Here is a 12,683-nt window from a genome sequence, read left to right as displayed (position 1 = left end):
TTCCTTTTACCAACATTATCTTATTTAAGCTAATTTTAACATAATTTATCATGATTAGCAAGAGATAATTATTATCAAACACCTACCTCTTTTACTATTGCAACTGCTTTATCTGCTCTCCCAGTCTTTCTATACTGCTAATCGGAGGTTTACATGATAAATTGTTGCAAACGTAAGCTGTAGCCTTTCCTTCTAATGGCTGCTGTTCAACAATGTGCGGCAATACCTCATTTATTAGTTCTTTATGCTCAGAGTCATTGAGCATTATAACTGTATAAGGCAAGAACTTATTACCCACTTCATTCAACATAGACCAAGTATCCTCTGAATCGGACGAACCGGCAACAACTATATGCTGCGGTACCGACAAATAATAGCTGAAAGCTATTAGAAAAAACGTAAATGCTTTAGGGTGGCGTTGTGCCTCATATGAAAAAGCCTCAATCTGATTATTTGCTAATTCAAGGACCTCTTTATTCTCTGTTAACCGCGCTAACTGCAAAAGTGCCAACGCAGCAACTGAGTTTCCGGACGGCATAGCTCCATCATAAAGTTCTTTGGGACGAATAAGTAATTCTTCACTATCTAAACCATAGAAGAAAAATCCGCCATTCGCTTCATCCCAAAATAAGGTTTTTAAATCAGAGTATAACTCCATAGCTCTGTGTAAATAAATCGGCTCATAAACTGTTTCATATGTTTCGACCAAGGCCCACAACAAAAATGCATAGTCATCGAGATAAGCGGCATAGGCTGCGTCCCCGTCCCGATATCTAGCTAAAAGCCGCCCATCTTCACGGATTAGTTTGCTATAAATAAAATCAATCGCTCGCTGTGCCATAATAGTATAATCTGAGCGATTCAGTATTCTTGAAGCTTTAGCAAATGCCACTATCATTAGAGCATTCCAAGCAGTTAGTATTTTATCATCCTTATGCGGATGAATTCGATTCTTTCGGTACGTGAACAACTGCTTTCGGCCTTTTTCAAGAATCTTTCTTACCTCATCCTCAGAAAGATTAACTCTGCTGCAGTACTCCTGCAAATTCTCACCGATAAAATTTAGAATATTTGTTCCATCTTCAAAATTACCTTGCTCTGAAGCGCCATAGAATTCGGCAAAAATATCGCCATCTGACTCCCCTAATACTTCGATAATCTCCTTACGAGTAAATACATAAAATTTACCTTCAATGCCTTCAGAGTCGGCATCCTCGGCTGAATAAAAGCCGCCGGTTTTGTCAGTCATATCCCGAGCAACGTAAGCTAAAATTTCCTCGGCGACCCGAGCGAAATCCTCGTTACCAGTACATTGATATGCTTCGAGATAGGTAATGCAAAGCAAGGCATTATCATATAGCATTTTTTCAAAATGCGGGACAAGCCACTTATCATCAGTTGAATAACGTGCAAAACCATAACCTAGATGATCATATATACCGCCCTGACGCATAGCTTTCAAGGTGTTTTCTACCATTGAGAGAGCTTTATGTTCACCTGTTTTATGCCAATAACGAAGTAAGAACATCATATTATGAGGTGTAGGAAATTTAGGTGCTGCTGAAAAACCCCCATGCCTTGTATCGTAACTTTTTTCAAACTGTTTATAAGCTTCAGTGAGAATTTCTTCTGTGAGCTTAACTTCTTTAGCAGGTCTTTGCATACAATAAAGACCTTCAGTAATGTGATTACTAACGGAAACTAACTTATCGCGTGTTTCGTTGTTTAGCCAGTTTTTGTTGATAGTGTTTAGAACATCCATGATACCCGGTCGTCCCCATTTACTATTCTTAGGGTAATAAGTACCAGCAAGAAATGGCTTTTTATCTGGTGTCATGATTATTGTCAGAGGCCAACCACCTTGACCTGTTAGCATCTGGCATACCGTCATATAGATATTATCAACATCAGGACGTTCTTCTCTATCAACCTTAACTGAAATAAAGTGCTGATTTAAAATTTCGGCTACTTCGCTATCCTCAAAGGATTCTCGTTCCATAACATGGCACCAATGGCATGTACTGTAACCGATGCTTAAAAAGACTGGCTTGTTTTCCCGCTTTGCCCGTTCAAAAGCCTCCTCTCCCCATGGATGCCAATCTACTGGGTTATAGGCATGCTGCAGTAAATAAGGACTCTTCTCATCTATCAATTTATTGGCTTTTTTCTCCACTAAATCACCCCTAAAAATCAGTTCCATTACATGGCATCTTCCACAGTTAGTATGTACAAAAAAAGTATCAGCATTACGCTAATACTTTAACTATCAAGCTATATTTTATTCAATCTTTCAACTATTTTCTTATTTACTTCCATGGGGACAAATCGCAACGCAAATTCCACAAACATGCCCCTTAAATTGTGGGTATCTATTTATTTTCCATATGTCGCATCTTTGAACATCAATCAATGATTCCCTTGGCACCCCATTACTCCAAAGGTTACCAACAATAGCTCTTGCCGGGCATGCATCAACACATTTTTTACATTTACCACAATGATTCTTTTCAAGTATATCATTTGCTTGAAGTGGCATATCAGTAAACAAGGTTGACAATCTAACTCTTGGACCATATTGTCTTGTTATTAAAAGAGAGCTTTTTCCTATCCACCCTAACCCGCCCCTTACGGCAGCTGCTTTATGAGGAAATTCACCGCTGATATTGACAAAATCAGTTCTTTTTGAAGAGGGTATGGCATAAGCCTGATATCCTCTCTCCTCTATTTCAATTTTCAGTTGCTCAGTTATCAAATCAAGCCTATCATTTACGCTAAGATATTCATCATAATAAGCTTGATTAGGTCCATCTACAATATTATTCACAATAGGCGGCGAAAGAGGTAGTCCAATTGTTATTGCATATGGGAGATGCCCGATTTGGTTAGGAGCAATATCACCAACATAAGCAAATCCATAAATTAGATCACCGAAATCTCTCAATATGTTTATTATATTATTTTGTGTTTGTAAATCAGTTGCTTGCAAGTTCTTACCCCCTCCAGCTAGTATTGCTCATATTATACTGGAGAGTAACTCCTTTTTGAAATTGAAAAGCATTATGAGTAAAATAAAAAAAGCCTATATCGCAACCTTATTCTCTTGAAGAATTCTCAGTAAAGTGTGCGCCGTGGTTGATAGATTTTTATCCTTGCGAGTAATAGTATACAGCGGAATTTCTAAATTGCTAACTTCTTTAAATATATAAAACTTATCATTTTCTTTAATGAGGTTCTCTACAACGATTCGCGGAAGCAACGCAATACCCAATCCTTCAGTCATTGCATTTTTGACAGCATCAAAATCGCTATATTCGAAAGTCGAATTCAGTCCACGTTCTTGCAGTAATTTATCACACAATTTACGGAAAGTGCATCCTTGTCGAAAATTAATAACTGGATAATCATCAATGCGTGGACACGCTTTATCTTTAATCAGATTTTCATGTCCAACCCAAACAAGTTCTTCAGAATTAATAATAACTGTATTTAGACACTTCTCAGAAATAGTATCATGTACAATACCTATATCATATTTATTATTATTAACCCCATCAAGCACACCATTTGAATTAAGGCAAATTTCTACATTGATCTTCCCTGTAGTATCGCTTGTTTGCATTTGTAATAATGCGGGCGAAAGCCAATAATTAATATAGCTGCTTGATATACCAATTCTCGTATACTGAACTTCTGAAAAATAATTAATTTGAGCAACAGTTTCACTATAAATTTTGATGATTTTTTCAGAAGGATCGATTAGAGCCTTGCCAGCATTGGTAATGTAGAGTTTTTTTCCAATACGTTCAAATAATTGCACCCCAAAATGTTCTTCCAACGTACGAATTTGGGCTGAAACAGTTGGTTGCGTAAAATTAAGTATTTCTGCAGCTTGAGTAATGTTCTCAAGTTTTGCAACTACACAAAATGTTTTCAGCAAACGAATATCCATCGTGCACCTCAAATGATCATTCTATCGAAATATAAAGCAGCATATTTCCGTACTTTTGCTAATTTCTAATATATTAAATTACATAATTATTTATAAAAGTCCTTCATACCTGCACTCCTCCGCTATTCCGGTCTTAGTATAAATAAAAAGGCATAGACCTATGTAGTCTATGCCTTTTTGTGGATAATTACAATATTATAACCCTTACATATTGCTACCTATTCATGTTTTAGGAATTACCGCCTTACCATCCAATTTGATTTCTTTTGCATTGTTTTGCACATCTTGAGGAATTTCTAGCGGACCTACTTGATTATATTTCGAATACGTTATCTGCATATTTAATGTCGATTTTATTAAAAAGTCTTCAATTTTAGTCCTATCCTTTGGATTAGCTATATCTAAAAATATTCCTGCCCCTTTTCGAATCGGTTCTGTCAAATCTATATCTATTTCTTTTATCATATTAGTCGTCTTATCAATTTTTACATTGTATTTTATATCACCAGCAGCTAACAACCCGAGTCGTGCTACCGCAATCGCACTTACAATGTCCTTATCCTGCGCATTATTTTGTTTGACAGCTGCGCCTATAGCATCACTTATTTGTATACTATCCAAAGTTATTTCCATATACTTATAGGATGGTGTTTCCCTTTTCAGCTTCACTGACTTCAACAACTGCAGCATATCCATCCGCGCAGAGACCTTTTCATCTGCTGTAAGTTTTTTGTTTAAGGATGGATCGATAGGCACGATCTGTTTAATCCATTTTCCGTCGCTTAACAAATACATAACTAAATTACCATGGTTTTGTTCTATATACTGCTTTAACATTACCTTATTTTCTTTATTCTGCTCGTCACGATAGCAAAGGTTTATATCCTGTTTTATGGTCAAGGGATTTTCCTGGACTTCCCCATTTATTGCAGCTTGCACTTCACCCATTGGGGTTATAGCTTTTATCGCCATATCATAATGCAAGTTGTTTACATCCATCATGTTTTTATATACTTCGTTTAGATAAGCCTTCTCCGGCGGTAGCTCTTCAGCGGCAAAAGCAAAGGAACTGTTCATAGCTACAAACAACAAGCCCCATACTAAAGCAACTCCCAAATTTATCTTGCGTAAAAATCCTATCATATCATCAAACTCCCCTTATAAATCCCATATCATCCATATATTACTAGTATAAAATATCAGCATATACTTTACAATCCAAATGTCAAAATAATGCGCACACGAAAGAGAAAGTCAACTCTATACAGTTGCTTTATTTGCATAGATTGACTTTCTCTTTAGGTTAGTTATATTATGAAATATTATTGGATGTCCGCTATATCACATAGTAGCGGTTCAAGGAGATACAAGAGTTAATTATACCTATACCTTTTTATTCTTGAGTATCTTCGTCACTTTTGTATTCTAAAATATCTCCTGGCTGACATTTTAAAGCCTTACAGATTGTCTCTAACGTTGAAAGCCTAATTGCTTTTGCCTTTCCATTTTTCAATATAGAAAGGTTAGCCATTGTTATTCCAACCCTCTCGGAAAGTTCTGTTACGCTCATTTTCCTTTTTGCTAACATCACATCAAGATTTATTATAATCGCCATGTTATTCACCTCAAACCGTTAAATCATTTTCTAATTTAATATCTATGGCGTTTTTTAATAGCTTTTGCAGAACAGCCGCAAAGACTGCGATTACCATTGAAGCAAGAATAGGGACCATTCCAAATATTATTAGACCTGGGGCATCGTCTTTCTCTGCTACGAAAAAAACGAATGGCAACATTACCACATACAAAGTACTGATTGTGACTGCACAGTATTTTATAATCGCTAAAGCCTTTACAGATAATTTTGAGAAAGCATTGTTTTTGTCAATATAGCTTAAAATTTTAAGAGCTTGATACAATGCAATGTAAAAAGGTATTGCTGATACATACATGCCTATTACAATGGGATAAATCATATGAGCATAAACTGGATTTACTGGATTTTTAATTAACCAAGGCAGCCCCCAAATACATAAAGCTAGAATTGGTACGCCTATAAGAATAACAGCTAACTTTAGAAAAAGTGTTTCGCGTTTCATGGAAAGCACCTCGCTTATTTATTGTTAAACAGATATTATCATATGTTTTATCGTTTTACAATAAATTATTATCTACTTTCATTATATAATTGTTGTTAATTTAAGGTAAGGATAAAAAGCACCTTAATTAAAAAGCGAGATGCCACTTTATAAGCTGAAACGCCATTTTGTAAATTGACAGTTGACTATTTGTAAAATCAAGCTTACCCGTTCAATCATTAATCCAATATACGAAAAGGTAGGGTCCACACTGCCTCCTCCTGGAATGAAACTATTTAATTGTTTCAACTCGCTTTAACACATAATACCTTTCTAAATCAAATTATTTCCATTAAAAAAATGGAAATAATCGTTTTTGCAACTGTCTTGGCACAATAAAAAGCAATCACTATTTGCCTGTAAAAAGTAAATAGTGATTGCTTTTAACTATAGATTACGCTACTCATCATTACTTTTTTATAAACAATCCGAATTCATTTTAAATATAATAAAAAATGTAGTACCCTCAGGTCCAGTGCAAAATTCAATATCGGCTTTATGTCTAGCTGCGATACCGTAACAGACAGCCAAACCCAAGCCAGTACCATTGTCTTTTGTAGACAAAAACGGTGTGCCAATTTTTGCAGCAATCTCTTCCGAGATACCTGGTCCTTGATCGCGGACAGAAAGTACCACTTTGTCGCCTTCTATAAAGGTAGATATTGTTAATATTTTTCCTGCATTTGCCATAGCCTCAAGCCCATTACGACATAAGTTCAACACCAACTGGCGAAATTCACCGCCATCTAATAACACTTTCGGAATCTGCTGCAAATTCAAGATAACTTCTTTACCCATTTTGACCGCATCTGCCTGTAGCAAAGGTTCTAAAGAAGTTAATATGTAATTAACATCCTCCAGCTTAAAATTCCCACTCTGCGGCTTGGAAATCGATAGATACTCTGTAATAATGTCATTAGCCCGATCCAGTTCACTAATCATCAGATCATAATACTCGCGAAATTTTGCATTAGTTTCTTTTCGGTTCAATAACTGTAGAAAACCTCGTACAGTTGTCATTGGGTTTCGTACTTCATGGCTGATGCCTGCAGCCATTTGACCGATAAGATTCAGCCTATCAAGACGAGCCATTTCTTTTTCAATATTTTTTTGTTCGGTTATATCCTTGTTAAACTCCAGCACGCCGACAGGATTACCATTTACATCCCGCTTAATTAACCAACAGCTTCTTACATCAACCTTTACGCCATCACGCTTAGTTTGGATCAGCTCTCCTATCCAGCGCCCGCTACTTATAAGTTCCTGGTTTATTTCCTGCAGAGGCTGGGGAAATTGAGTGTCTAACAGTTTATAGACCACTTTTCCCAACGCCTCTTCCTTAGTCCATTTATATCCCAGTTCCGCACCATGATTCCAAAAAACTATAACTCCATCCAAGCTACGTTCAATAGTATAATCAGGATCAAGGTCCAAAAGTCTCACCTGCTCCTTCAGCATTTGAGTATAGTCCTGGATCTTTTTTTCGGCCATTTTTCGTTCTTGAATATCACGCACAAAAACTGATAGCCCGTCTTGTGAAGGATATACATTTACCTCAAGCCACAAACCAAGCCTGTCCCAAAAAATCTCAAAATATGCCGGATTTTTGTCATTTGTAATTTTTTGGTAGTGACGATATACCAATGAAACCTCCGAGTGCGAAAACTCGTCCCAAATCACCTTACCCAGCAACTGTTCCTGGGTCTTTCTACATAATCTTTCGGCCTCTTTGTTCAGATAGGTAAACCTGGCCTGATTATCAATGGCAAAAAAACCATCTGTTATGCTTTTAAGAATATGACTAATCTTTTCATTGCTATTGCTTAATTGGTTTGATAAATTTTCCAAGGTAGTATATGCTCTGGAAAACCTGGTAGACAAAGCCAATGCCTGAAAAAAAATAAACACAAATAAGCCTATCGATACCATTTCACAGGTAGTAATAATCCCCATATAAAACAATATATCATTAACTACCGTTGCTAAAAAAATGACTACACCAAGGGCAAAACTAACTGCGCCTTCCTTATTACTTAGAACTGCTTTTGCCAGCACCCTGAAAACATACAAACAACTCATTATGGTGATAACATCATACCATAGTAAAGTGCGGGCAAAAGATTTCGGTGATACCATAACCACAAATCCCCCAAGCAGCAGGCTGACTAAGGTTAATACTGCAGGAATTTTAGGTGATGTATCTGTGGCATAGAGATGATAAATGAACCATATAAAAACAGGTACTGATAAATAATAGGACAAATACTCTATTTTCATCAGCCATTCCCAAGGGAAATTCGGTATCAGCGTCATTACAATTATTTCGCCTGTTACTATTGTTCTGATAGCTATTAGCAGGCAGAACAGACCGAAATATAAAGCAGGCTTGTCTTTTGGCCTCAGCATATAAAGACCGAAATGATAAACAGCCATAATTGCGAAAGTGCCTAGTAAAAACACTTCAAAACCTAGCTTCTTTCCCCGTAATTCGTACACTGCGTTTTGCAGACCCAACTGCAAACTGGACTTGATTCCGCCTTTATGATGGGCAAAGTTCGATACCTGAATTACAAATTCAACTTCTTGACTATCAGCATAAAAACAAACAACCTGAGGAAAATATTTAGGCTCGGTGTCTGCGGATGTATGGCCGGCAAGCCCCACAGAACGCTTTAATTGCCCATTTATATATAAGTTATAGGCTGTGGACACCTCAGGCATCTTGACAGCTAGATACTGTCCGGCTTTGTCGATTCTGGCCCTTAGCCGGTAAGTGGCATAACCATCACCTGTTGGACTGATTTCCGGTTTATAATTGTTCCACTTGTCAGGTACAGTAAAAAAGCCAGTCATAGCGGCCTTATTTGCTTCATTAAGATCTACTGGCTTCAAATGCTGCAGCCAATAAAATTCCCATTCACCATCCAGCTTTACAACAGCACCACTCGAAAAATCCCACCCTGACAAATCAACCTCGCCATTAGTTGCACGTGGAGGCTTAACCGATTCTAACGAAACATAAAAATAACTGAAGATTCCAACGCTAGCCAGCAGGATACCGACCATGTGGAGCCACAAATATTTTTTTGTGAAAGTTTTTGCCACACTATTGTCTCCCCTATGATTATCCCCAAACTTTATTTAACTGCTCTATTCATCATCCAGTTTAAAAATTTGCCAGTAAGGTTACACGAAATTGATTAGCTGAGTTGCTTACATTACCTTTCTCATAATAATCGCTAATCTCCAGCAGCGTTTTATCATTCATTTGATATCGGTAATAGAGCGCATACCCATTCCAGGAAGTATTGGAGCCTTCGCGGGCAAAATCAGGTGCTCCCCAATTGCGAAACATCCCGGAGTACCTTTCCTGCTTAAAGTAGTTAATACTATAGCTATTCTTTTTGTCTATTCTATGGGCTAAACCAAGACTCAAACCGTTATCATCGCTATCGGCGTTAGAACTGCCAATTTCAGTGTACACTACGTTTTTAGAATCAAAACAGTAGCTGCCAAATAAAGAATATGTGTTGAATATACTTTTATTAGGAGGTATTAGATTAGCCATCGTTGTTGAATAATTGTCGATTGTCGATATTCGACGATAAGTCGCACCTCCGCTAAATCGCTGGTCGATCTTGCGGTTTACCTGCAAGGCATACAGGTTAGCCTCCATGCCGTGAAGAGGCTGAAACAACCCGCTGCCTAAACGGCCGCCGACCAGCTTTAAAGAAGTGTTCCCCTCTTTCCAGCTTGCATCTATTCCCGTCAACTGATTGCTTTCACCTACAGCATCAATAAGCGTTGTCAATACCAGTCCGTCCTGACCTAATACTACATCCTGCCTCCCTACTTTTAACGCCCCGTTTTTATACTTCCACTTAACTCCCCATCGGTCAAAAGCACCGCTGGTATCGTATAATCCATTGCTGTGAGCCTTTTCACCGGCTGCCTGCTCTAGCGCTAGTCGACCGAAAACACTTGTATTGTTTTCAATAGGCATACTGGCATTTAATCTGACACGGGTAATGGTGAATGTTCCTTTGGTAGGAGAATCCGTGTCTCCAGCGCGATCTTGAATACGAATTCGAATATCGCCATTTACTTCTGGTGTTGCCGCTGATCCAACTGTGGCTACTGACAATATAACGGCAGCAGCAATTATTAAAACGCTCTTTTTCAAAATATTTCACTCGTTTCCTTTTTTTCTACAATTCACATCACATTTATACATTAATTACCATAATTATTCCATATTTTGTCGGCAATTCCTGCAATGTTTACATTTTCTTAATATTATGTCTTAATATGTAAAAAAAGTATCAGCTCAATGCTGATACTTTTTTTACAAAGACCAAAATCTCTTTATACGCTATAAAAGATGATTTATTGTTATAGTTTTTCGAAAATGGGTCTGCAAAGCCATGCTTACCACAGATCTTTTTGACGGTAATGTTATCTATTTTAGTTAGTTTGATAATCAGATCATCTACGTCAAAAGATTTTTCTTCAGTGGGAAAAAACAATAACGTGGGACATTTAGGCACCACCGTAGGATTATCTCTTATTCTTGAACCGTAAAATCCCACTACTAAATCACATAACTTCGTCTGACTACATAACCAAGCAAGAGTAGCTCCTATACTATATCCAAGTAAATAGACTTTTTTATAATGAGGTCTTACATTAAATAAAATTTGTTTTAGCTGGTTCAGACTGCCTTCAAAGCCAATATTATTCATAAAGTAATTGTATGCACGCTCTTCTTGATCATAACTGAACTTAATTCTATCTTTCAACAAGTTAGGAATGATAATATCATACTTGCGTTTTGATAATTCTTTACATACATTTATGATATGTTCATTAATTCCATAGATTTCATGAAGAACAATGATAACTGTATCTGAATTATTTTTATGAGTCAGCATTGATGATAACACCTCACTGCAACCTCGTTAGCGCTAAATACAAATAATTAATAAGGAAAGAATAATTTAGTTTAAATATAACATCCATGGGTCTTATTAGCTCAAATAACGCTAAGGGTCATTAGTATTCCTAGTATTAGTACCCCAAATAGAATAATCTTTTTAAATAAATCGTGTGAAATTTTTGGCAAAATTCTACTACCAACAACCGTTCCTACAATCGATGTAAAGACAATAAGTGATAATAGAACTATGTTTTCCTGCAAATACCTGGAGTTAGTATAGGCATAAATCGGTATACGTGTCGAATCAATTATTACAGCAATTAGTGCCGATGAAACAATTAATTCTGTTTTATTTAACTCATATTTCAACAAGTATAACGATCGAATCGCTCCTTGATTGCCAATTAAGCCACCGATTAAACCCGATAGGAAGCCGCCAATAAAATCTATTCTGTCGGGCAATTTATAATTTATATTGATATTAATCAATGATATCAAGGCATATGTAGCTAAAAACAAGCCTACTGCTACTTTTAGCCAGGCACTATCAAGATAAATCTGAGCATAGGATCCAATAAAGGCACCTACAATACTCACAATACCAAAACGTTGTATGATCTTCCAGTTAATATCTTCCCGATATAAGGCTAACCGAGATACATTATTGAAGAAGTGGACAATTGCCGCTAAAAATATAGCTACTTTTACGTCAAAAAATAATGACATAATCGGCATCATGATTGTGCCAACCCCAAATCCAGTAAAAAGCGTCACTACAGAAGTCCCCAATGTAACTAAAACAAGCATAATGTGCACATAAATTGAATCCATTATTACACCTTCTCAATATTTTAAATTTAATATTGATAAGCCATTAACATAATTCATCAACAGAAAGCTTCACCCATAGCAGGTGTATTAATTAGCTTTTTTAAATAAAAAATAAATCCTGCTAGTAAATTCCAAACTAGCAGGATTTATTTTAATTTACACTATGATTTTCAAAAATTGTGCCCCGATTTCTGGCTATCTGTTATTGATTCTTCTGAATCTCTTCCAATGACCGGAAAGTTCCATCCATATTTAATACAGCACAGTCGCAATCCAGTCGTAATAGTAAAGCAAAGATATAATGGGATAGGACTGGCAAAGTACATCTGTGAGTAATAGAAGGTCATGGCTCCAATGATAGCAGTAATTGCATACACTTCTTGTCGGAATACATAAGGAATTTCCTTGACAATCACATCACGGATAACGCTTCCACCTATACCTGTTATTACAGAAACTGTAGTTATAATGCATACAGAATCCAGATTGTGCACAAGTGCCAGTTTGGCACTTGTAGCCGTAAAAGCTCCTAAGCCGATAGCATCAAATATTTGAATGGTGTTTTTATATCGTTCTAACCATCGGTAAGTAAAAAATACACCGATAGTGACTACCAAACTAATGATAAAAAAAGTAGGGTCTCGAAATGTTAACGGGGGCGTATTACCAATAATAACGTCGCGCATTACCCCGCCGCCAATGGCCGTTATTAAAGCTAATACTAATACACCAAAGACGTCCAAACGTTTTTGTATTCCGGTTAATGCACCGGAAACGGCAAAAGCCACTATTCCCATAATCTCAAATATATTCCAAGCTGTCATTGATG

11 protein-coding genes are annotated in these 12,683 nt (G+C 36.8%); all 11 read right to left on the bottom strand.

The window, feature by feature from the left end; translation table 11 throughout:
• Positions 1-94 precede the first annotated feature (94 nt).
• The 11 genes from V6C17_RS14565 to V6C17_RS14515 all read right to left on the bottom strand — a co-directional run bounded on the left by V6C17_RS14565 (position 95) and on the right by V6C17_RS14515 (position 12,678).
• Complete coding sequence (locus tag V6C17_RS14565) at positions 95-2,173, bottom strand: thioredoxin domain-containing protein (protein ID WP_333523305.1); 2,079 nt, start codon at positions 2,171-2,173, stop codon at positions 95-97.
• Positions 2,174-2,302: 129 nt separating this feature from the next.
• Positions 2,303-2,986, bottom strand: coding sequence for a 4Fe-4S double cluster binding domain-containing protein (locus V6C17_RS14560; RefSeq protein ID WP_333523304.1), 684 nt, complete (start codon positions 2,984-2,986; stop codon positions 2,303-2,305).
• Positions 2,987-3,079: 93 nt separating this feature from the next.
• Positions 3,080-3,949, bottom strand: coding sequence for a LysR family transcriptional regulator (locus tag V6C17_RS14555; protein WP_333523303.1), 870 nt, complete (start codon positions 3,947-3,949; stop codon positions 3,080-3,082).
• 222 nt (positions 3,950-4,171) lie between these two features.
• Entirely contained in the window at positions 4,172-5,092 is a 921-nt protein-coding gene (locus V6C17_RS14550) for a DUF6612 family protein (protein WP_333523302.1), read from the bottom strand.
• Positions 5,093-5,342: 250 nt separating this feature from the next.
• On the bottom strand, positions 5,343-5,564 hold the full coding sequence (locus tag V6C17_RS14545; RefSeq protein ID WP_333523301.1) for a helix-turn-helix domain-containing protein: 222 nt from the start codon (positions 5,562-5,564) through the stop codon (positions 5,343-5,345).
• A 10-nt stretch (positions 5,565-5,574) separates the two neighbouring features.
• Positions 5,575-6,048: a DUF2975 domain-containing protein gene (locus tag V6C17_RS14540; RefSeq protein ID WP_333523300.1), complete on the bottom strand. Its 474-nt coding sequence runs from the start codon at positions 6,046-6,048 to the stop codon at positions 5,575-5,577.
• A gap of 456 nt (positions 6,049-6,504) precedes the next feature.
• The gene (locus tag V6C17_RS14535; RefSeq protein ID WP_333523299.1) at positions 6,505-9,192 is read right to left on the bottom strand and encodes a 7TM diverse intracellular signaling domain-containing protein; all 2,688 of its coding nucleotides are present in this window, start codon (positions 9,190-9,192) and stop codon (positions 6,505-6,507) included.
• Positions 9,193-9,253: 61 nt separating this feature from the next.
• Entirely contained in the window at positions 9,254-10,270 is a 1,017-nt protein-coding gene (locus V6C17_RS14530) for a hypothetical protein (protein ID WP_333523298.1), read from the bottom strand.
• A gap of 139 nt (positions 10,271-10,409) precedes the next feature.
• On the bottom strand, positions 10,410-11,018 hold the full coding sequence (locus V6C17_RS14525) for a dienelactone hydrolase family protein (protein WP_333523297.1): 609 nt from the start codon (positions 11,016-11,018) through the stop codon (positions 10,410-10,412).
• A 101-nt stretch (positions 11,019-11,119) separates the two neighbouring features.
• Positions 11,120-11,854 (bottom strand): sulfite exporter TauE/SafE family protein, encoded by a 735-nt coding sequence (locus V6C17_RS14520; protein ID WP_333523296.1) that lies wholly within the window; start codon positions 11,852-11,854, stop codon positions 11,120-11,122.
• 170 nt (positions 11,855-12,024) lie between these two features.
• Positions 12,025-12,678 (bottom strand): trimeric intracellular cation channel family protein, encoded by a 654-nt coding sequence (locus V6C17_RS14515; RefSeq protein ID WP_333523295.1) that lies wholly within the window; start codon positions 12,676-12,678, stop codon positions 12,025-12,027.
• Positions 12,679-12,683 lie beyond the last annotated feature (5 nt).

It is taken from the genome of Dendrosporobacter sp. 1207_IL3150 (assembly GCF_036763085.1).
Classification (GTDB): Bacteria; Bacillota; Negativicutes; order DSM-1736; family Dendrosporobacteraceae; genus JBAIYU01.
The sequence above is the reverse complement of the archived record's forward strand: the minus strand, read 5'-3'. Positions and strand labels throughout refer to the sequence as shown.

Coding starts and splice junctions, on each gene's coding strand:
- V6C17_RS14555 (WP_333523303.1), bottom strand. CDS start 3,949: ATGGATATTCGTTTGCTGAAAACATTTTGTGTAGTTGCAAAACTTGAG.
- V6C17_RS14550 (WP_333523302.1), bottom strand. CDS start 5,092: ATGATAGGATTTTTACGCAAGATAAATTTGGGAGTTGCTTTAGTATGG.
- V6C17_RS14545 (WP_333523301.1), bottom strand. CDS start 5,564: ATGGCGATTATAATAAATCTTGATGTGATGTTAGCAAAAAGGAAAATG.
- V6C17_RS14540 (WP_333523300.1), bottom strand. CDS start 6,048: ATGAAACGCGAAACACTTTTTCTAAAGTTAGCTGTTATTCTTATAGGC.
- V6C17_RS14525 (WP_333523297.1), bottom strand. CDS start 11,018: ATGCTGACTCATAAAAATAATTCAGATACAGTTATCATTGTTCTTCAT.
- V6C17_RS14520 (WP_333523296.1), bottom strand. CDS start 11,854: ATGGATTCAATTTATGTGCACATTATGCTTGTTTTAGTTACATTGGGG.
- V6C17_RS14515 (WP_333523295.1), bottom strand. CDS start 12,678: ATGACAGCTTGGAATATATTTGAGATTATGGGAATAGTGGCTTTTGCC.